Genomic DNA, 20,742 nt, shown 5'->3' on the forward strand with positions numbered 1-20,742 from the left:
TATGATCAATTCGCTTTACCGTCCGATGTTGCCGCCCAACAGTTAGGTAAGCCGGGTGTGGCCGAAGCCATGATCGAGTTCCAGAGCGTCACCAAGCAGTACCAGAGCGGGCAACCGGCGGTGGACCAGCTGAGCATGTCCATCGACCGCGGCTCCATCACGGTGTTCGTAGGACCATCAGGCTGCGGCAAGACCACCTCCCTGCGCATGATCAACCGGATGGTGGAGCCCACTTCCGGGACCATCACGGTCGGCGGCCGCGACGTCACCTCCGTGCCTGCAGCTGAACTCCGGCGCTCCATGGGCTACGTCATGCAGTCCTCCGGGCTGATGCCGCACCGCTCCGTGGTGGACAACATCGCCACCGTGCCCCGGCTCAACGGCGTCTCGAAAGCCGACGCCCGCAAGCGCGCGGAGGAACTGCTCGACGTCGTGGGGCTGGCCCCCTCGCTGGGCAAGCGGTATCCGTCGCAGCTCTCGGGCGGCCAGCAGCAGCGCGTTGGCGTTGCCCGGGCGCTCGCCGCCGATCCGCCGGTCCTGCTGATGGACGAGCCCTTCAGCGCCGTGGATCCCGTGGTCCGCGACGAACTCCAGCAGGAACTCCTGCGCCTGCAGCGGGACCTGGCCAAGACCATCGTCTTTGTCACGCACGACATCGACGAGGCCACCGTGCTGGGGGACAAGGTGGCGGTCTTCGCCGTCGGCGGCAAGCTGGCGCAGTACGCCACGCCCGAGGAGATCCTCCGGGCACCGGCCAACGAGTTCGTGGCTTCCTTTGTGGGCCGGGACCGCGGGTTCCGGCACCTCGCGTTCACCACGGCCGACGGCGTCGCGGTCCACCCCGTGGACACGGTCGCCCGGGGCGGGGACGCCAGGGCCAACGCCGGCGACTGGCGCCTGGTGGTGGATGACCAGCAGCGCCCGCTCGGTTGGGAGGGGCCCGGCCTCGACTCCCAACTCATCCCCGGCGGCTCCCTGTTCCGGCCGGGCGACACCCTGCGGCGCGCCCTCGATGCCGCGCTGTCCTCGCCATCGGGGCTCGGCGTTGCGGTGGACGGCGACGGCAAGGTTGCCGGCGTCGTCAAGGGGCCGGAGGTTCTCGCTGTCATCGAATCCGCACGCCAGGTCCGGCAGGGCGCCCTCTGATGGAGTGGCTCCTGGCGAACAGCCCCATGGTCTTTGAACGGGCCGGCCAGCACCTGGTGCTGGCCCTGGTTCCGATGGTCCTGGGCCTGGTGATCTCCATCCCGCTGGCACAGTTCTCGCGGCGGCACAGCGTACTCCGCCAGCTCGTGTCTACCGTGAGCTCGCTGCTCTACACCATCCCGTCACTCGCGCTGTTCATCATTCTTCCGCCGCTGCTGGGAACGCGGATCCTCGACCCGCTCAACGTCATCGTCGCCCTGACCATCTACGCCGTGGCGCTGATGGTGCGGGCCGCCATGGACGCCTTCGACTCCGTGGATGACGACCTCCGGCAGGCGGCCGTCGCCATGGGCTACAAGCCTGCGGCCCGGTTCCTGCAGATCGACCTGCCGCTGTCCCTGCCCGTGATGTTCGCCGGCCTCCGTGTGGTGTCCGTGAGTAACATTTCGTTGGTGAGCGTCGCCGCCCTGCTGGGCGTGGGAAATCTCGGGATGCTCTTCACGGACGGGCTCCAGCGGAACTTCGTCACGGAAGTGGTGGTGGGGATTATCGCCATCCTGCTGCTGGCAGTGGTGATGGACGCGCTGCTGGTGATCCTGGAACGGGTCCTCACCCCCTGGACCAGGGCCGGCTCAATAAAGACAGACGCGCACGCCCGGTCCGGCGCCGAGTTCATCGCGGACGCCAAAGTCCACACGGGGGCGGGCTCATGAACATCTTCACCGAAACCTTCGCGTGGCTCGCCGATCCCTTGCACTGGTCCGGTCCGGGCGGCATCCCCGTCCGCCTGCTCGAGCACCTGCAGTACAGCTTCCTGGTCCTCATCATCGCCGCCGCCATCGCTGTCCCGGTCGGCCTGTACATCGGGCACACCGGCAGGGGCCGCGTGGTGGCCGTGGCCGTGGCGGGCGCCCTCCGCGCCCTTCCCACGCTCGGACTCCTGGTGCTGTTCGCGCTCGTGGCCGGAAGCGGCCTCATGCCGCCGGTGTGGGCGCTGGTCATCCTTACGGTGCCGCCGCTGCTGGCCGGCACCTACGCCGGCATTTCCAGCGTGGATTCAAACGTGGTGGACGCCGCCCGGGCCATGGGCATGAAAGAGCTGCAGGTCCTTTTCGGCGTGGAGGTTCCCAACGGACTCCTCGTGATGTTCGGCGGTATCCGCACCGCCGTGCTGCAGGTGATCGCCACCGTGTCGGTGGTGGCCTACCTTCCGCTCGGCGGCCTGGGGCGCTACCTGTTCGACGGGCTGGTGCTTCAGGACTTCCCGCGGATGCTGGCCGGTTCGCTGCTCATCGCGGCGCTGGCGATCGTCGTCGACCTCGTCCTGGCGGCCGTGCAGCGGCTGGTCGTTTCACCGGGACTTTCCGCACGTTCCAAGGGCGGCCGCAAGGCCGCCACCGATCTCTCGGCTGCCGCACCCGCGGCGGCCGCTGTTCAAGGAGGCACCGCATGAAGTACCCCGTCCGCACGACTCTTACCCGCCGTGGCCTGGGCGGCCTCGCCGCCGGTGTCGGCGTCGCCCTTGCCCTGTCCGCCTGCAGCAGCGGCAGTCCGCTGTCGTCCCCCTCCACGAGTGCAGCCGGCGGTGCCACCTCCGGCGGTTCCCTCGTGGTCGGCTCCGCGGATTTCCCGGAAAGCCAGATCATCGCCGAGATCTACGCCGGCGCCCTGAACGCTGCCGGTGTCACCGCCACCACCAAGCCCAACATCGGCTCGCGGGAGATCTACTTCAAGGCGGTGCAGGACGGGTCGGTGGACGTTGTTCCGGACTACTCCGGCAACCTCCTGTCCCACGTTGACCCGCAGGCTGCCGAGGTCACGCCGGAGGACATCGTCAAGGCACTGCCGGGCAAGCTGCCGCAGGGTCTCGCCGTGCTGGACCCATCCAAGGCCGAGGACAAGGACGCCATGGTGGTAACCAAGGCCACCGCGGAGAAGTACCAGCTGAAGTCGATCGAGGACCTGGCCAAGGTCTGCAAAGACCTGACCATGGCCGCGCCGGCAACGTTTGAAACCCGGTCCTACGGGTTCCCGGGGCTGAAGAAGAATTACAACTGCGAACTCAAGGGACTCAAGCCGTTCAGCGACGGCGGCGGCAACCTGACGCTGCAGGCGCTCCTGAGCGACGAGGTGCAGGTGGCCGACATCTTCACCACCACGCCGTCCATAGCCGACAACGACCTGGTTGTGCTGGAGGATCCGAAAAACAACTTCAAGGCCCAGCAGGTGCTCCCGCTATACAACACCGCGAAGGTGACGGACAAGGCCAAGGAGGCGCTCAACAACGTCTCCAAGACCCTCACCACCGAGGATCTGATCAACCTCAACCGTGCGGTGAGCGGAAGCCAGAAGCAGAACGCCAAGGATGCGGCCGCTGCGTGGCTCAAGGACAAGGGCATCGTCAAGTAGGCCCTCTGGCTCACTAGGAAGTACGACGGCGGCTGCCGGTTCCGCGGGGACCGGCAGCCGCCGTCGGCGTTAAGTGGGGGACGGACCCAACTCACTCGCAGTTGTTGTCGTTTTGAACCCTCAAAACGACAACAACTGCGAGCTACTTGGGCGAGGGCAGCCGTTGACTGGCCCGGCGGGTCCGTGTCATCTGTGTGAGGCACGTCTCCCCGGAAGTACATCCCGCTTGTGGCATATTTGATGAATGGCAGAATTCAAGCAGTCCACCAAGCTTCATAATGTCCTTTACGACATCCGTGGACCGATTCTTCAGGCCGCCCAGCAGATGGAGGCAGAGGGTCACCGCATCCTCAAACTGAACATCGGCAACCCCGCACCCTTCGGGTTTGAAGCGCCGGACGCGATCCTGGTGGACATGATCCGCCACCTGCCCCACGCCCAGGGATACAGCGATTCCCGCGGCATCTTCTCCGCCCGCACCGCCGTCTCGCAGTACTACCAGACGCGCGGCATCCAGAGCATCCACGTGGACGACATCTACCTCGGCAACGGCGTCAGCGAACTCATCACGATGTCGCTGATGGCCCTGCTCGAAGAGGGCGACGAGATCCTGATCCCCACCCCGGACTATCCGCTGTGGACCGCCTCAGTGGCGCTGGCGGGCGGCCGTCCGGTGCACTACCTCTGCGACGAGGAGTCCGGCTGGCAGCCGGACCTGGAGGACCTCGAGGCCAAGATTACGCCCCGGACCAAGGGCATCGTGGTCATAAACCCGAACAACCCCACCGGCGCGGTGTACCCGGAAAGTACGCTGCGCAAGATCGTTGCCCTGGCGGAAAAACACGGGCTGGTCATTTTTGCCGATGAGATCTACGAAAAGATCCTCTACGAAGATGCCGTGCACGTGAACATGGCCGGGCTCACGGGCGACGACGTGCTGTGCCTGACCTTCAGCGGGCTGTCCAAGGCCTACCGCGTCTGCGGTTACCGGGCGGGATGGATGGCCATCTCCGGGCCCAAGAAGGAGGCCGCTGACTACCTCGAGGGCATCAACCTGCTGGCCAACATGCGGCTCTGCGCCAACGTTCCGGCCCAGCACGCCATCCAGACTGCCCTGGGCGGGTACCAGAGCATCAACGACCTCATCCTGCCCGGCGGGAGGTTGCTGGAACAGCGGAACAAGGCATACGACATGCTCAACGCGATCCCCGGGGTCAGCACGCAGCAGGCGAGGGGAGCGCTCTACTTGTTCCCGAAGCTTGACCCAGAGGTCTACAGCATCCGGGACGACGAAAAGTTTGTGCTGGACCTGCTCAAGGAACAGAAGATCCTGGTTTCCCACGGCCGGGCGTTCAACTGGGTCCGGCCCGACCACTTCCGGATGGTCACTCTGCCCAACGTCAAGGATATCGAGGAAGCAATTGGCCGGATGGGAGACTTCCTCAGCAGGTATCAGGGGAACTAGCCTTTACCCACAGACAACAGTGGAAAGAGGTCCCCATGGCCAGCCTTGCGGAATTTACGGAGTTGCCCTCCAAATCACTGAAAGTCGGTAAAGGATTCAAGCTGGCAGATGTGGACCCGGATGCCACCCCCGGTTACCCCGGAAACAAGGCGGACGGCGAAACGCTCCTTGAGGAACTCGATGACAAACTCGCGGACCTTCAGGAACGGCTGTTTGCCGAGTCCAAGTTCGGCGGCACCAAGCGGGTCCTGCTGATCCTGCAGGGAATGGACACCGCCGGCAAGGGCGGAATTGTGAAGCACGTGCTGGGGGCCATGGATCCGCAGGGCGTGAAGTTCAAGTCCTTCAAGGCTCCCACACCGGAAGAACAGGCTTACGACTTCCTCTGGCGCATCGAAAAGGAAGTGCCGGCCGCCGGGATGCTGGGGGTCTTTGACCGATCCCACTACGAGGACGTTCTGATCCACAAGGTCCACCGCTGGGCGGACCCGAAGGAGCTTGAGCGGCGCTATCGCGCCATTAACGAGTTCGAGGCCCGACAGGTGTCAGTGGGCACGAGGGTGATCAAGGTCATGCTGCACATCAGCAACGAGGAGCAGAAGGAGCGGCTGCTGGCCAGGCTGGACAATCCGGCCAAGCACTGGAAGTACAACACCGGGGACCTGAAAGAGCGCGCTTTCTGGGACGACTACATGGAGGCGTACCAGGCGGCGTTCGACGCGACCAACTCCGATCACGCCCCGTGGTACGCCGTGCCCGCCAACAAAAAGTGGTACGCGCGGATTGCGGTCCAGCAACTGCTGCTGGAGGCGCTCCAAGAGCTTGAACTGGAGTGGCCCAAGGCCGAGTTCGATGTTGAGGCTGAGCGCCGCCTCGTCGAGCGGTCCTGACCAGGCCGGGCGGTCCTCAGCCGGGCCTCACCCCGGCTGGATCCCGCTGGCTTCAGCTGTCCTTGCGGGCAGCCGCGAGCCTCTTCCGGGCGCCCTCCAGCCAGTCTTCGCAGCGCCGTGCCAAGGCCTCGCCCCGCTCCCACAGAGCCAGGGAATCCTCAAGGCTGGTCCCGCCGGCCTCAAGCTTCGAAACCACAGCGACCAGCTGTTCCCGTGCTTCCTCATAGCTGAGGGCATCGATGTCCGGAGGAAGCGCGGGGCCGGGCTGGGCCGAGGTGTTTTGTTCCGGGCTGTGCTGCTGATCTGTATGGATGGTTGGATCTGTCATGGTTACTGGCCTGTCGTGTCGGAGGTGCTGTCATTCGGTGCTGGCGTCATTTGAGGTGCCGGTCATGGGCCACCCGGCTTACTTATGGGGCGCCGGTGGATTCCGCGCCGAACCGTCCGCCGGCCACCCTGACCGCGAGCGGTGTTCCGGCAGGGGCCTGGGTCGGTTGGCGGACAACCGCCCCGGCGGAGCCGGAAAGCTGCACCACGGCGTAGCCGCGGTCCAGGGTCTGCTGCGGTGACAATGCCCGGACCTGCGCCTGGAGGTGGACCAGCTGGTCGGAAGCCCTCGTCACGGCTGCACTGATGGCCGCCGTGGACCGGCGGGTCAGCCGTTCCACGTCATCCGCGCGCGCCGTGATCATGCTCTCCGGGGCCGCGAGGACCGGGCGGGACCGGATCGCGGCCAGACGGTCCGTTTCCCGGGCCACCATCATAGTGACGGAGCGCCGCAGCTGGGCTTCAGCCTGCCGGACCCGGGCAAGTTCCTCCGAAACTTCCGGCACGATCCGCTTGGCTGCGTCCGTGGGCGTGGAGGCCCGGAGGTCGGCGACGTCGTCCAGGATGGGCCGGTCCGCCTCATGCCCGATTGCACTGACCACCGGGGTCACCGTGGCCGCCACGGCGCGGATGAGTTCCTCGCTGCTAAACGGCAGCAGGTCCTCCAGCGCGCCGCCTCCGCGGGCGATCACGATCACGTCCACCTCGGGACGGGCATCGAGTTCGCGCAGCGCCTTGACCATCTGGGATACGGCGGTGTTGCCCTGCACCGCGACCTCGCGGATCTCGAATTCGACTGCCGGCCAGCGCAGGGCAGCGTTGCGCAGGACGTCTTTCTTGGCATCGGAGTCGCGGCCGGTGATGAGCCCGATCCGGTGGGGGAGCAGGGGCAGACGCTTTTTCCGCGATTCCGCGAACAGTCCTTCAGCGGCCAGGGCATGGCGGAGCCGTTCGATCCGCGCGAGGAGATCGCCCAGTCCCACAGGGCGGATGTCCTTCACGGACATGTTCAGGCGCCCGGTCTTCAGCCAGAACTCGGGCTTGAGCAGGGCCACCACCCGGCTTCCGCGCTCCAGCGGCGTTTCCTGCCGGTCGAGCAGTTTGGACCAGATGGAGGCGGGCAGGGAGATCTCGGCGTCCACATCCCGGAGCGTAAGGAACGCACTGCCGCCGCGCCGGTTAAGTTCGATGACCTGCCCTTCAACCCAGGCTGCCGGAGCCCGCTCGATGTGGGTCTTGAGCTTCTGGGAGAGCAACTGCAGCGGCCAGGGGTTGTCCGGGCTTGTCTCGGCCGCGGTGGCAGGCACCGTGCTGGTGCCGACAGCAGGGGCCGTGCCGGGTACAGGGACAGTGGCGTTTTCAGCCATGTGCAGCCCCGTTGGCGGCGAATGCCAGTTGCATGGTCGCGGTCCTTTGCCTGTGGATGGTGCGTGCGCGGTGGGTTAATCAACTCTATCCATAGCTGTATCACCGGGCTGCGACATTGTTGATAACGCGGCATTTGCAGCGACTGCTAATAACCCGGCAAACTGGGTGGTCCGGCATTTTGATCGCTGGCATCTTTGATCGCCCTACTTTTCCGATAGTGGGACGGCGCGCCTAGGATTGCAGTGTCCTGCTGACCAGCCAGGCACCCGACCAGCCGAGAAACCCGACCAGCTAGGAATCCCTTGCGCTCATTTCTTGCGGCCTTGGCCGTCATCCTTGGTCTCCTCCTCTCCGCCGCCGCCGTTCCGGCCATCTGGGTGGACCGCAACATCGTGCAGGAAGATGGTTTCGTAGCCCTGGCGGCACCGCTGGGCAAGGATCCGGACTTCCAGAAGCGCCTGGCGACCGCCGCCGTCAACAGCATTGATACCGGCGGCACCATCCCGGTGCAGGCGGCCGAACTGGTCCGGCCGGTGCTGGAGAAGGCGGCAACCTCCCTCACCGGCTTGCCCGAGTACCCGGCTGCCTGGGAAGAGACGCTTCGAAAGAGCCACCGGCTCAACTTCGCCGATCCGGCATCCCTTCCCCCCGAAGCTGATTCGAGCACCTCGCTGACCTTGGACGTGGCCCCGCTCGTCGCTCTCGCAGCCAAGCAGATTTCCAGCCAGGTTGGTGTTCCGCTGGAAGCCCCGGGCCAGACCTTGGTGAGCATCGGCCAGACGAACCAGCGCCAGCTCGTTGAACGGGTTTCGGCCTACTCTCCGCTCGGATACAGCCTTGCCGTCGGTGCCGGGGTGGCGTTCCTCCTGGCGCTCGTGACTGCCCGCCGGCGGTGGAAAGTCCTGGCCGGCATAGGAGTGGGCGCACTGGCTCTTTCCGGACTGTGGACGCTGGCGTCCCGCTGGGCCGCCGACGCCGTGATGGGCACCGCGAGCGGAAACGAGATGGCAGACCTGTTCAAGCGGGAGTTTGTTGCCGCTTCCGCTGCCGGGTTTGCGTCCTGGACGCTGGCGGCGGCGATCGTCGGTGTGGTCCTGGTGGCGGCAGGCCTGCTGCTCAGGCTGGTCGGCGGTCCTGCCCGCGGACGATGAGCTGCCAGGATGCCTGCGGCCCAGCCGGTAGCATGGAACAATGACTTCCTCTGCAGTTTCCCTTTCGATGCCAACCGTCCCGCGCCGGCGGCGTTCGCCGGAGGAAGTGCTCGCGGCGGCACCGGTCCCGGGCCCGAAGAGGGTTCTGCTGGCGGCTCCCCGCGGATACTGCGCGGGCGTTGACCGCGCGGTCATCGCCGTCGAGAAGGCCCTGCAGCACTATGGACCGCCGGTTTATGTCCGGAAACAGATTGTCCATAACGTGCACGTGGTCAGCTCCCTTGAGGAGCAGGGCGCCATCTTCGTGGACGAAACTGATGAAGTGCCCGAGGGCGCCCTGGTCATCTTCTCGGCCCACGGCGTGTCCCCGGCTGTGGTCCAGTCCGCCGAGGACCGCGGACTGCGCACCATTGATGCCACCTGCCCGCTCGTGACCAAGGTCCACAAGGAAGCCGTCCGCTTCGCCAAGGACGACTTCGACATCCTCCTGATCGGCCACGACGGCCACGAAGAGGTTGAAGGAACGGCCGGCGAAGCTCCCCAACACATCCAGATCATCAACGGCCCCCATGAGGTGGACAAGGTGACGGTACGGGATCCCGAAAAGGTCATCTGGCTTTCGCAGACCACGCTCAGCGTGGACGAGACCATGGAGACCGTCCGGCTGCTCAAGGACCGGTTCCCCACGCTCCAGGATCCGCCCAGCGACGACATCTGCTACGCCACAACCAACCGTCAGGTGGCCATCAAGAAGATCGCGCCCCAGGCCGATCTGGTGATCGTGGTCGGTTCGGCCAACTCCTCCAACTCCGTCCGCCTCGTCGAGGTGGCGCTCGAGTACGGCGCCAAGGCGTCGTACCGGGTCGACTTCGCCAACGAGGTGGACGAGTCCTGGTTCGAGGGTGTTGCCACGGTGGGCGTTACCTCGGGCGCGTCCGTTCCGGAGGTCCTGGTCAAGGATGTGCTCCGGCTCCTGGCCGACTACGGATACGACGCTGTTGAGGAAATTGTGACTGCGGAGGAGGACCTGCTCTTCTCCCTGCCGAAGGAGCTCCGTGCCACGCTCAAGGAGGCAGGGGACGTATCCCGCGCCCTCGGCGGCCGCCGCTCGCGCTAGCAGCCGCGGATAACGCACGACGCCGGAACTCACGTTGAGTTCCGGCGTCGTGCGTTTCGGCGCTTTAAGCGGCGTCCTCTTCCTCCACGGCCGCCCGCAGCTCGGCGGGTCCCGGTTCCGTGCCCTGCAGTTCCGGGGCTGCGACGGAACGCGGCGTGACCTGCACAGCCGGCGGCGTGACCAGTCCGCTGGTGTCCAGCGCGTTCAGTTTCCGCGCGGTGGGAAGCACCCGTGCCTCCAGCGTGCCGACCATCGCGTTGTAGCGGTCCACCGAGCTCTTCAGCGCGGACCCCAACTTGCCGACGTTGTCCCCGAGCGTGCCCATGCGCTCGTACAGCTGCCGGGCAAGTTCGAAGAGCTCCCGTGCACTGTCCGTGAGAACGTCCTGGCGCCACGTGAACGCCACCGATTTGAGCACCGCGAGCAGTGTGCCGGGGGACGCAAGCACCACATTCCTGGACAAGGCGTGATCCAGGAGCGCGGGATCGGCGGAGAGAGCGGCGGCGAGGATGGACTCGGCCGGGACGAAACAGATCACCAGCTCCGGCGAGTTCCCCGAAATGTCCCAGTACTTCTTGGTGCTGAGGGCGTCCACGTGGGACTTCAGCGCCTTGGCGTGTGCCGCCATGAGGTTTTGCAATGCCGCCTGGCTGAGCCCGGGCTTGTCGCCGGCCGACTGCCCCAGCTCCTGAGCCTCAAGGTAGGCGGACAGGGGGACCTTGGCGTCGACAACGAGCTGCTTGTCACCCGGCAGCTGGACCACAAGGTCCGGGCGGACGGCGGCCTCGGCGCCTGACGTGCCGTGCTGCTGCTCATGGAAATCGACATGCCGCATCATGCCGGCCGCCTCCACAACACGGCGCAGCTGCACTTCGCCCCACTGGCCGCGTGCGCTGTTCGACCGGAGCGCCGACTCAAGGGCATGCGTGGAGCGCATCAGCTGCTCGTCCGTGAGTCGGGCTTCCTGCAGTTGCTGGGCCAGCTGCCCGTACTGTTCGAGCCGGTCCCGTTCCAGCAGGGATACCTGCTGCTGCACCGCCGTCAGCTTCTCAGCCACCGGCGCCAGGGCCCGAAGTACGCTTCCATCCTGCTCACGCGACATGCCCAGCTCCCGGTTCTGGGCCGACAGGAGCCTCCGCTCGGCGTCCGCGGCAGCAAACTGGGCGCTGACTTCCGAAAGCCGCTGCGAAACGCCGTCGAAATCCGCTTCCAAGGCGGCGCTCCGCCGGCGCAACACCACGTATACCGCGGCGGCGCCCGACACGGCGCCCAGCAACAGCATCAAAAGGGCCAGAATGACTGCAAAAGGTTCCATGCCTTCACTGTGGCACGGGGCTGTGACATTTATTGGAAAGGCAACAGCCCGGCACGGGATGCGGGGGCCGAACAGGTAGAATCAATGTCCGTGGCTCTTACTATTGGCATCGTCGGACTGCCCAACGTCGGCAAATCAACTCTTTTCAACGCACTGACCCGCAACCAGGTCCTGGCCGCGAACTATCCGTTCGCCACCATCGAACCCAATGTCGGTGTCGTGAACCTGCCCGACCCCAGGCTCCAGCAGCTCGCCGGAATCTTCGGCTCGCAGCGCGTACTGCCCGCGGCTGTCTCCTTCGTCGACATCGCCGGCATCGTCAAGGGCGCCTCCGAAGGGGAAGGCCTGGGCAACCAGTTCCTCGCCAACATCCGTGAAGCGGAAGCCATCGCCGAGGTGGTGCGCGTCTTCGACGACCCCGACGTCATCCACGTCGACGGCAAGGTCGACCCCCGCTCGGACATGGAAACCATCAACACCGAGCTGATCCTCGCCGATCTGCAGACCATCGAGAAGGCCATTCCCCGGATCGAAAAAGAGGTCAAGATCAAGAAGCGCGAGGCCGCGGAACTCGCTGCCATCAAGGCCGCGCAGGCCGTGCTGGAGCGCGGTGACACCATTTACTCCTCCGTCACGAGCGACAAGCTGGAGATGGAGCACCTTAAGGAGCTCAGCCTTCTGACGGCCAAGCCCTTCATCTACGTGTTCAACGCGGACGAAGGAATTCTCGGCAGCGAGGAGAAGCAGGCCGAGCTGCGCGCGATGGTTGCGCCGGCCGACTGCATCTTCCTGGACGCCAAGCTCGAGTCGGACCTCGTGGAACTGGACGAGGCCGAGGCGCGTGAAATGCTCGAAATGAACGGGCAGGACGAATCCGGGCTGGACCAGCTAGCCCGCGTCGGGTTCCACACGCTGGGGCTGCAGACCTACCTCACGGCCGGGCCCAAGGAGGCGCGGGCGTGGACCATCCACCAGGGGGACACCGCCCCGCAGGCAGCCGGCGTCATCCACTCGGATTTCCAGCGCGGCTTCATCAAGGCGGAGGTCGTCTCCTTCGAGGACCTCATCGACGCCGGTTCCATGGCGGAGGCCAAATCGCGGGGCAAGGTCCGCATTGAGGGCAAGGAATACGTCATGTCCGACGGCGATGTGGTGGAGTTCCGCTTCAACGTGTGAGTTTGCGCTGAGCTACTCAGTGATTGAGTATTAACGGCAAAAAGCCCCGGTCCTGTGGATCGGGGCTTTTTCTGTGATTGGTTCCTCTACCCTTCGTGCAACATGGCGTCAAGGAAAAAGGGGGCGGACTTTTCACACGGCAACAGCTTGGTTGCATCTCGATAACAACCTTTACTGAGGGACAACTTTCGGACCGCGGGTGGCGGGTTCGGGTCTAGGCTACTTGTCATGTGAGACTCGCCACATCTCACTGGGGGGATGTGGCGGGTCTGGCCGGCGCCCACAGCGAAGGTCCTTTCCACACTCACAGAAACATAGGAGGCGGAATGCGAGTCAGTCGTATTTCCAAAGCAGTAGGCGTTGCAGCCGCGGCTGCATTGGCGCTCAGCGCCTGCGCGAGCACCAATGGCGGGACAACCCCGTCCAGTAATGCGGCCGGCAAGCAGGGGGGAACAGCCACTGTAGTTGAGGTCAACGCGTTCAACACCTTCAACCCCAACACGGCCGATGGCAACACTGACATCAACTCGAAGGTCAGCTACGCCACGCACTCCGGGTTCTACTACATCGACAACCAGCTGAACATTGTCCACAACGACAAGTTCGGCAAGATGGAAAAGACGTCCGACGATCCGCTGACCGTCAAGTACACCATCAACGAAGGCGTGAAGTGGTCGGACGGCACGCCCGTCACCGCAGCTGACCTGCTCCTGCAGTGGGCAGCCTTCTCCGGGTACTACAACGACGCCGACGCCGAGGGCAAGGCGGGAACGTCCTACTTCTCCTACGCCGGCGACCCCACTGGTCTGGCGCTCACCGATTTCCCCGAAATCGGCGACAACAACCGCTCCATGACCATCAAGTACTCCAAGCCGTTCGCTGACTGGGAGATCGCACTGGGCGGACCGGGCATTGACATCCCTGCCCACGTCCTGGCCAAGAAGGCCGGGCTGGCCGACACGCAGGCCTTCATCGACCACCTCAAGAGCATGCCGCGCGGCGACGCCAAGGCGCCCAAGGCCGCTGACGCCAAGCTCAAGGCCATGTCCGACATGTGGAACACCGGCTTCGACTCCAAGACCCTGCCGAGCGATCCGAGCCTATTCCTCTCCAACGGCCCGTTCGTTGTCCAGAGCATCAACCAGGACCAGTCCCTGACCATGGTCCGCAACAAGGACTACAACTGGGGCCCCGAGGCAAAGCTGGACGAGATCACCGTCCGCTACATCGGTTCCTCCCCGGCCCAGGTCCAGGCGCTGAAGAATGGCGAAGCCGACATTATCGCCCCGCAGGCTTCGGCTGACACCCTCGATCAGCTCAAGGCGCTCGAGAGCCAGGGTGTCACGGTCGAGCAGGGCAACCAGCTCTCCTACGACCACATCGACCTGAACTACTCGGGACCGTTCGCCGAGAAGAATGTCCGTGAGGCATTCATGAAGACGGTTCCGCGCAAGGACATCGTTGACAAGATCATCAAGAAGCTCGACCCCGAGGCAAAGCCCCTGGATTCGCAGCTGTTCGTTCCCGCGCAGCCGGCCTACGACGCCTCCGTCCAGGCCAACGGTTCCTCGTCCTACGCCGATGCAGATGTTGACGGCGCCAAGAAGCTCCTGAACGGTGCGACCCCCGAGGTCCGCATCATGTACAACAAGGACAACCCGAACCGTGTGGACGCGTTCTCGCTCATCCGCGAGTCCGCAACCAAGGCTGGCTTCAAGATTGTCGACGGCGGACTTGGCGCCTCTGACTGGGGGAAGGCCCTCGGCAAGGGCGGCTACGACGCCACCATCTTCGGCTGGATCAACCCTGGCGTCGGAGTTTCCGGCGTGCCGCAGATCTTCCGCACCGGCAACGGTTCCAACTTCAACAAGTTCAGCGATCCTGAAGCCGACAAGCTCATGGACGAGCTCATTGTGACGACTGACCGCAGCAAGCAGGATGAACTGATCAAGCAGATCGACAAGAAGATCTGGGACTCGGCCTACGGCCTCCCGCTGTTCCAGTCCGTTGGTGTTGACGCCTACAGCGACCGCATCACCGGCGTGAAGTTCATGCCGAACCAGACGGGCGTCTGGTGGAACTTCTGGGAGTGGGCCGAGAAGTAAGCCCGTGCCACGAAGTTCAACCAGCTAGGTGAGGCGCCGGGACCATGCACCACGGTCCCGGCGCCTTGCAGCGCCATCTCTCGGCAGTGCCTGTGTTGGCAGCACAAGCAGTAAGGCGCCGCCAAACCTGCGACCGGTCCGGGCGATCCCCGGGCCCGAATCCTGAGGTTCTATCACAATGGTGACCTACATAGTCCGGCGGCTTGTCACCGCCGCACTCATCCTTTTGGGCGCGTCCTTCCTGGTGTATCTGCTGACCGCAGCATCAGGCGACCCGCTCGCAGAGTTCCGTGCCAGCAGCGCGCCGAACAAGCAGCAGCTCATGGACTCGAGGTCCGCGCTGCTGGACCTCGATACGCCGGCGCCCGTGCGGTACTTCAAATGGCTCGGCGGTGCGGCCCAGTGCCTAGTGCCGTTCACCGGGTCCTGCAATCTCGGCAAGAACATCGCCGGCCAGCCCATTACGGACGCCCTCGGCCATGCACTTATTCAGACCCTGACGCTGGTCACCGGGGCCGCCGTCCTGGCCATCCTCGTGGGCATCACATTGGGCATCATCACCGCCCTGCGGCAGTACAGCACACTGGATTACGGCGTGACCTTCATGGCCTTCCTGTTCTTCTCCCTGCCGATCTTCTGGGTCGCCGTCCTGCTCAAGGAATTCGGCGCCATCGGCTTCAACAACTTCCTCCGCAACCCGGAGATTCCGCTGCCGGTCTGTCTCGGCATCGGCGCCGTCCTGGGTGCCGTGGCCCTGATCGTGGCTGGCGGCGATGCCAGACGCAAGGTGATGACCGGCGGCATCGTCTTCGCCGCCGTCGCCGCGGTCCTCATCTACTTCTCCGTGACCCAGTGGTTCAAGACGCCGGGCCTGGGCCCGGTGGTCATCGCCATCGCCGGGGTAGGCATCGCCTTTGCCGTGACCCTGCTGACCGCAGGGCTCCGGAACCGCAAGGCGCTGCAGTCCGCCCTGATCGCCGTGGGCGTGGGGCTGGTCCTCTATTTCGTGGTCCAGCCGCTGCTGAACCAGGCCACATTCCTGATGGTCGTGCTACTGGCGGTTGTCGCGGTCCTCATCGGCATGGCCATTGGCTACTTCATGGGCGGCTACGACCGCGGCCAGTCCATGCGCGCGGCGGCCATCACCTCCTTCCTGGTGGGCTTCCTCATCGTGCTCGACCGTTTCATGCAGGCCTGGCCCGCGTACTTCAACAACAGCAGGGTCCGGGGACGGCCGATTGCCACCATCGGCGCCGGCACGCCGAACATCGAAGGCGACTTCTGGATCCTCGGCCTGGATTCCTTCACGCACCTGATCCTCCCCACCACCGCGCTCATCCTCATCTCCCTCGCCGGCTACACCAGGTTCACCCGGGCCTCCATGCTGGAGATCATGAACATGGACTACATCCGGACGGCGCGGGCCAAAGGCCTGTCGGAACGGACTGTCGTCATGCGCCACGCTTTCCGCAACGCCCTGATCCCGGTGGCTACCATCGTCGCCTTTGACATCGGCGGCCTGATCGGCGGGGCGGTGATCACCGAGACGGTCTTCTCCGTCCGGGGCATGGGGTTCCTGTTCCTGGACGGCATCCTGCACGTTGACCCCAACCCCGTCATGGGCGTCTTCATTTGCGTCGCCATCACGGCCATGGCGTTCAACCTCATCGCGGACCTCGCCTACTCCGCACTGGATCCACGAGTAAGGGTGAAAGCATGAGCCAGCCCAGCCAGCAGGACGAAATCATGGCGGAGGAGGCCGCCCTGCGGCAGGAAGCTGCCGGGATCGAGCCTGTCTCCGAAGCCCGGGGCCTGAGCCAGGGCCAGATCGTCCGCAAAAGGCTTCTTGGCCATTCCGGGGCGATCGTCGGCCTTGTGGTCTTCGCAATCATCTTCGTCATGGCCTTCACGTCCGTGGGGTACGCCGGGATCCCGGGCTGGTGGAAGTACACCCATGAGGCCGTCTCGCCGCTGGTCAACGACGGCACGCCCACGGCGTCGCTGTGGCCGCTGGCCTGGGGGGAGCATCCCTTCGGTCAGGACCGGATCGGGCGCGACCTCTTCGCCATGACCATGCGCGGTGCCCAGCAGTCCATCACCATCATGGTGGTCATCGGCCTCATCGCCGGCCTGGTCGGTGTGGTGGTCGGGGCGCTGTCCGGCTACTTCCGGGGCTGGATGGAAGCCGTCCTGATGAGGCTCACCGACGTCATCATCATTGTTCCGGCGCTGCTCCTCGCCGCCGTCATGGCGCAGCTGGCAGGACGCCGGGATGAAGGCAGCTGGTTTGCGTCCTTCGCCAGCAGCAACGGTGTCCTCGCGCTCGGCATCTTCCTGGGGCTGATCAGCTGGGTGGGCCTGGCGAGGCTCATGCGCGGCGAGTTCCTCACCCTGCGTGAGCGCGAGTTCGTCGATGCGGCGCGGATTTCCGGGGCCAGCAACGCCCGGATCATCTTCAAGCACATCCTGCCCAATGCAGTGGGCGTGCTGATCGTCAACGTCACCCTCACCATGTCAGCGGCGATCCTTACCGAAACGGCCCTCAGCTACCTCGGCGTCGGCGTCAAGTCCCCGGACACCTCGCTGGGCCTGCTCATCTCGCAGAACCAGGAAGCCTTCGCCACCCGACCGTGGCTTTTCTGGTTCCCCGGGCTGTTCATCGTCCTCATCTGCCTCAGCATCAACTTCATTGGCGACGGCCTGCGGGACGCCTTCGACCCGAGGCAAAAGAAGTTTAACGCCAAGAAGGCCAAGGACGCCGACGCTGCCGTTCCCGAGAAGACGCCCGTGGCGGCCCTGGAGAGCAGGGCTGATGACGGCCGGACCGCCGGCGGGGACAGGGGAGCCTGACGTGCTGGTGGGATGCCGTGGGCGGGTGCAGCGGGCTGCCGGCCTACAGGGCGGCCACGCTCCAGTAGCTGAGCCCGAGAAGGATCAGGGTCGCGGCAGCTTCGCGCCAGCGGAACTTCACGCTGACCGGCGTGGCCTCGGCTGCTCCGGCATCAAGGAGCCCCGATTCGACCAGCTGCTGCCAGCGTCCGCGGACCAGCTGCGCGGCCTGCCCGGAGTCAGTGCTCTTGAGGTCGCCGGGGCGGACGGAGTTCCCAGGCCCGTACGTGCTGTCCGGCAGTCCCCTGAGGTCCTCCGGGCGGGCGTTGCGTCCGCCCCAGATGCCGGGTGCGGGAGCCGCCCAGGCCCCGTAGCTTCGGCCGGGCGTGACGAGGGTCAGCGCGTACCGGGTGTCCACCTGCACGAGCGCCGCCCACGGCACCGTGATGGCGCGGAACGGATTTTCTATGGTGACGCCGGCGTCGTGGACAACCACCGCCGGACGCCAGAACAGCAGCCAGCCCAGGTAGGCGATGAGCAGCAGCGGCGCGGCACCGGCCAGGGCGGGGAGCCCACCCGCCACCACCAGGCCGGCCAGCCCCGTGGCCGCCACACACCACGAGAAACCGGCAAACCATTTGTTGGTGCGCGCCTTGAAGATTGCGGCGTTTCCGGCATGCGGCACTGTGCTCATGCCCCCAATAATTCAGTATTCCCGGCCGCAGCACTAATCTCAGCTGCTCCGCTGGCCCGGGTGGAAGGAAAACCCCAACATGTCTGACTACATCAGCCCTGACCGCCCCTCGACGGACCCGCTGGAGCCGGACTCCATTGAGCCCGGCGCCGGACGGCGAAGGGCAGACGGGAAGGGGTCCGTCGTCCTCGAAGTGCGCGACCTCAGCGTCGACTTCGGCGTGGAAAAGAAGTGGGTGCCGGCCGCCGTCGGACTTAACTATGAGGTCCGCGCCGGCGAGGTCCTGGCCATTGTGGGGGAGTCGGGCTCGGGCAAGAGCGCCAGTTCCATGGCGCTGCTCGGCCTGCTGCCCAGCAACAGCAGGGTGTCCGGAAGCGTCAGGCTCTCCGGCCGGGAGCTGCTGGGCGCGGATGCGGCCAACCTCCGCAGTGTCCGCGGCAAGGACGTGGCCGTCATCTTCCAGGAGCCCATGACCGCGCTGAACCCGGTCTACACGGTGGGTGCGCAGATCGTCGAGACGGTGCGGCTTCACAATGAAGTCTCTCCGGACCAGGCCAAGGAGCGCGCGCTGCGGATGCTGGAGCTGGTGGAGCTGCCGGACCCGGTGAAGGCGTTCAAGTCGTACCCGCACCAGCTTTCCGGCGGCCAGCGGCAGCGTGCCATGATCGCCCAGTCGCTGTCCTGCGATCCCAAGCTGCTGATCGCCGACGAGCCCACCACGGCCCTGGACGTCACGGTGCAGGCGGAGATTCTGGACCTGATGCGGAACCTGCGCAACAAGCTGGACAGCGCCATCGTCCTGATCACCCATGACATGGGTGTCGTGGCGGACCTGGCGGACCGGATCGCCGTCATGCGCAGGGGCCTGATCGTGGAGACCGGCACCGCGGAGCAGATCTTCCACAACCCCCAGCATCCCTACACGCAGGCGCTGCTTGCGGCCGTGCCGCACCTCGGGCAGGGCGGGGCGGACACCGCGCCGGACGTTGACGTGACAGCTGCGCTGGCAGCGGCCACCCATGCCGAGCTTGACTCCGTTGACCACGACGAACTGGTCCGGCGCGAGCGGGAGAACGCGGCGGCCCTGGCAGCCGCCGAATCCCGGGGACCCGTGGGGGAACCGGTCCTGGAGCTGACCGACGTCGCCATCGAGTATCCGAAGCAGGGACGCGTGCCGGCCTTCCGCGCCGTCGAGGGGGCCAACCTGACCATCCATCCGGGGCAGGTGGTGGGCCTCGTGGGGGAGTCGGGATCGGGCAAGACCACCATCGGGCGTGCCGCCGTCGGACTGCTGCCGGTGGCTGCCGGAACGATGCGTGTTGTGGGGGAGGACATCTCCGCTGCCAAGAAGAACGGCAAGCAGCTGCACCAGGTGCGGCGCCACATCGGCATGGTGTTCCAGGACCCGTCCTCGTCGCTGAACCCACGCCTGCCCATCGGCGAAAGCATCGGCGAGCCGATGTACCTTGCCGGGGTGGCGAAGGGCGCCGACCTGCAGAAGCGCATCGAGGCGCTGCTGGACCAGGTGGAGCTGCCCCGGAACTACCGGAACAGGTACCCGCACGAGCTGTCCGGCGGGCAGAAGCAGCGCGTCGGCATCGCCCGGGCACTCTCGCTCAAGCCGAAGCTCATGGTGGCGGACGAGCCGACGTCTGCGCTTGACGTGTCCGTGCAGGCCAAGGTCCTGGAGCTGTTCCAGAACCTCCAGCGTGAGCTCGGGTTCGCCTGCCTGTTCGTCACCCACGACCTCGCCGTCGTGGACGTGCTGGCAGACCGCATCTGCGTCATGCAGCGCGGCCGCATCGTGGAGCAGGGCTCCCGCGACCAGATCCTGCGGAACCCGCAGGAGGCCTACACGCAGCGGCTGCTTGCCGCCGTGCCGCTGCCGGACCCGGAAAAGCAGCGCGAGCGCCGGGAACTGCGGGCACAGCTGCTGGCCACCGGACCGGAGTAGCCGGGACAACAAAAAACAGGAGCCGGTATCCACTCAACGTGGATACCGGCTCCTGTCTAAGTGATAGGTGCCGGCCCTAGGACAGGGCCAGCCCCAGCTTCGCGAGCCTGTCGCCCAGCAGCGCACCCAGGGCGCGGTGACCGTCGCTGTTCATGTGGACGCTGTCCTTGAGCTGCGCCTCCAGTCCGTAGCGGGTGAGCCAGTCCCCGACACTGACGAACGGAATGTCGTGGTCCCCGGCGACGGTCCCCAGCAGCGCGTCCACCTCGGCGCGCCGGGCGCCGCCGTGGTCCGCTCCCTTGCCCAGGGTTCCCACCATGGCAAGCTTCGCGCCCGGGTACCGCTGCTTGATCGTCGTAATCAGCCGGTCCGCGTTGGCCGAGATCTGCTCGTCGCTCGCCCCCTGCTTCGCGTCGTTTCCGCCACCTTCGATGACCACCAGCGGGGGGAAACCGTAGGGGAGGTGCCAGTCGCCGCGCTGCAGGGCATCGACGTAATTGCCGGTGGTGCCGTTGGAGGCGACATAGCCGGTGCCGCCCTTGCCGCAGAAGAAGACGTCGTAGCCCAGCCCCGCCAGGGCCCGGCGCGGCCAGCTGGCCTGCGGCTCGGACTGCGAGTCGCCGATCAGCAGGGCGGTGCGGGCGATGTTGCCCACGATTACCTCGTCCCGCCCGTTGGCCGGATTGCGGTACAGCGCTCCGGCGGGAAGGCTGGCGGGGTCGACGGCGGCCCCCAGGTCGGTCACGACGGCCGAGCCGGCGGCCACGGCCTCACCGGGGGCGGCCACCGGGGCGGC

At 65.7% G+C, this 20,742-nt stretch carries 18 protein-coding genes; 13 read left to right on the plus strand and 5 right to left on the minus strand.

Going from position 1 to position 20,742, the window contains the following annotated elements; translation table 11 throughout:
* Positions 1 to 57: 57 nt before the first annotated feature.
* The 6 genes from DBZ45_RS18550 to DBZ45_RS18575 all read left to right on the plus strand — a co-directional run bounded on the left by DBZ45_RS18550 (position 58) and on the right by DBZ45_RS18575 (position 5,910).
* Entirely contained in the window at positions 58 to 1,146 is a 1,089-nt protein-coding gene (locus tag DBZ45_RS18550) for an ABC transporter ATP-binding protein (protein ID WP_317616969.1), read from the plus strand.
* Positions 1,146 to 1,859, plus strand: coding sequence for an ABC transporter permease (locus DBZ45_RS18555; RefSeq protein WP_111905286.1), 714 nt, complete (start codon positions 1,146 to 1,148; stop codon positions 1,857 to 1,859). The genes DBZ45_RS18550 and DBZ45_RS18555 overlap by 1 nt, the downstream gene beginning before the upstream one ends.
* Positions 1,856 to 2,599, plus strand: a complete 744-nt coding sequence (locus DBZ45_RS18560) for an ABC transporter permease (protein ID WP_111905287.1) — start codon at positions 1,856 to 1,858, stop codon at positions 2,597 to 2,599. Before DBZ45_RS18555 ends, DBZ45_RS18560 begins: the two co-directional genes overlap by 4 nt.
* Positions 2,596 to 3,555: an ABC transporter substrate-binding protein gene (locus tag DBZ45_RS18565; RefSeq protein ID WP_111905288.1), complete on the plus strand. Its 960-nt coding sequence runs from the start codon at positions 2,596 to 2,598 to the stop codon at positions 3,553 to 3,555. The genes DBZ45_RS18560 and DBZ45_RS18565 overlap by 4 nt, the downstream gene beginning before the upstream one ends.
* Before the next feature lie 244 nt (positions 3,556 to 3,799).
* Positions 3,800 to 5,020, plus strand: a complete 1,221-nt coding sequence (locus DBZ45_RS18570) for a pyridoxal phosphate-dependent aminotransferase (RefSeq protein WP_111905289.1) — start codon at positions 3,800 to 3,802, stop codon at positions 5,018 to 5,020.
* Between the two features lie 35 nt (positions 5,021 to 5,055).
* Complete coding sequence (locus DBZ45_RS18575; RefSeq protein ID WP_111905290.1) at positions 5,056 to 5,910, plus strand: PPK2 family polyphosphate kinase; 855 nt, start codon at positions 5,056 to 5,058, stop codon at positions 5,908 to 5,910.
* 52 nt (positions 5,911 to 5,962) lie between these two features.
* Here the strand turns inward: DBZ45_RS18575 and DBZ45_RS18580 are convergent, their stop codons facing one another.
* Together DBZ45_RS18580 and xseA are read right to left on the minus strand one after the other, a co-directional pair.
* A complete protein-coding gene (locus tag DBZ45_RS18580) occupies positions 5,963 to 6,238 on the minus strand; it encodes an exodeoxyribonuclease VII small subunit (protein ID WP_223257151.1) in 276 nt (91 codons plus the stop codon).
* A gap of 82 nt (positions 6,239 to 6,320) precedes the next feature.
* Complete coding sequence (xseA, locus tag DBZ45_RS18585) at positions 6,321 to 7,604, minus strand: exodeoxyribonuclease VII large subunit (RefSeq protein WP_111905291.1); 1,284 nt, start codon at positions 7,602 to 7,604, stop codon at positions 6,321 to 6,323.
* Positions 7,605 to 7,907: 303 nt separating this feature from the next.
* Here xseA and DBZ45_RS18590 point away from each other — a divergent pair, with 303 nt between their 5' ends.
* Both DBZ45_RS18590 and DBZ45_RS18595 read left to right on the plus strand, forming a co-directional pair.
* A complete protein-coding gene (locus tag DBZ45_RS18590) occupies positions 7,908 to 8,756 on the plus strand; it encodes a hypothetical protein (RefSeq protein WP_111905292.1) in 849 nt (282 codons plus the stop codon).
* 40 nt (positions 8,757 to 8,796) lie between these two features.
* Positions 8,797 to 9,873, plus strand: coding sequence for a 4-hydroxy-3-methylbut-2-enyl diphosphate reductase (locus DBZ45_RS18595; protein WP_111905293.1), 1,077 nt, complete (start codon positions 8,797 to 8,799; stop codon positions 9,871 to 9,873).
* A 64-nt stretch (positions 9,874 to 9,937) separates the two neighbouring features.
* On the opposite strand, the gene DBZ45_RS18600 is transcribed toward DBZ45_RS18595, so the two are convergent.
* Positions 9,938 to 11,188: a DNA recombination protein RmuC gene (locus DBZ45_RS18600; protein ID WP_111905294.1), complete on the minus strand. Its 1,251-nt coding sequence runs from the start codon at positions 11,186 to 11,188 to the stop codon at positions 9,938 to 9,940.
* 90 nt (positions 11,189 to 11,278) lie between these two features.
* Here DBZ45_RS18600 and ychF point away from each other — a divergent pair, with 90 nt between their 5' ends.
* The 4 genes from ychF to DBZ45_RS18620 all read left to right on the plus strand — a co-directional run bounded on the left by ychF (position 11,279) and on the right by DBZ45_RS18620 (position 17,319).
* Complete coding sequence (gene ychF, locus DBZ45_RS18605) at positions 11,279 to 12,364, plus strand: redox-regulated ATPase YchF (RefSeq protein ID WP_111905334.1); 1,086 nt, start codon at positions 11,279 to 11,281, stop codon at positions 12,362 to 12,364.
* 326 nt (positions 12,365 to 12,690) lie between these two features.
* Positions 12,691 to 14,469, plus strand: coding sequence for an ABC transporter family substrate-binding protein (locus DBZ45_RS18610; RefSeq protein ID WP_111905295.1), 1,779 nt, complete (start codon positions 12,691 to 12,693; stop codon positions 14,467 to 14,469).
* Positions 14,470 to 14,647: 178 nt separating this feature from the next.
* The gene (locus DBZ45_RS18615; RefSeq protein WP_111905296.1) at positions 14,648 to 16,189 is read left to right on the plus strand and encodes an ABC transporter permease; all 1,542 of its coding nucleotides are present in this window, start codon (positions 14,648 to 14,650) and stop codon (positions 16,187 to 16,189) included.
* Positions 16,186 to 17,319 (plus strand): ABC transporter permease, encoded by a 1,134-nt coding sequence (locus tag DBZ45_RS18620; protein ID WP_440130533.1) that lies wholly within the window; start codon positions 16,186 to 16,188, stop codon positions 17,317 to 17,319. Before DBZ45_RS18615 ends, DBZ45_RS18620 begins: the two co-directional genes overlap by 4 nt.
* 43 nt (positions 17,320 to 17,362) lie before the next feature.
* Here the strand turns inward: DBZ45_RS18620 and DBZ45_RS18625 are convergent, their stop codons facing one another.
* On the minus strand, positions 17,363 to 17,992 hold the full coding sequence (locus DBZ45_RS18625; protein WP_111905297.1) for a PH domain-containing protein: 630 nt from the start codon (positions 17,990 to 17,992) through the stop codon (positions 17,363 to 17,365).
* Between the two features lie 79 nt (positions 17,993 to 18,071).
* Between DBZ45_RS18625 and DBZ45_RS18630 the strand changes: the two genes are divergently transcribed.
* A complete protein-coding gene (locus DBZ45_RS18630) occupies positions 18,072 to 19,946 on the plus strand; it encodes an ABC transporter ATP-binding protein (RefSeq protein ID WP_111905298.1) in 1,875 nt (624 codons plus the stop codon).
* Between the two features lie 76 nt (positions 19,947 to 20,022).
* Here DBZ45_RS18630 and DBZ45_RS18635 read toward each other — a convergent pair.
* On the minus strand, positions 20,023 to 20,742 hold a 720-nt coding region (locus DBZ45_RS18635), incomplete at its 5' end, for an SGNH/GDSL hydrolase family protein (protein WP_111905336.1).

Origin of the sequence: Arthrobacter globiformis, assembly GCF_003261175.1 — a bacterium.
GTDB lineage: Bacteria > Actinomycetota > Actinomycetes > Actinomycetales > Micrococcaceae > Arthrobacter > Arthrobacter globiformis_A.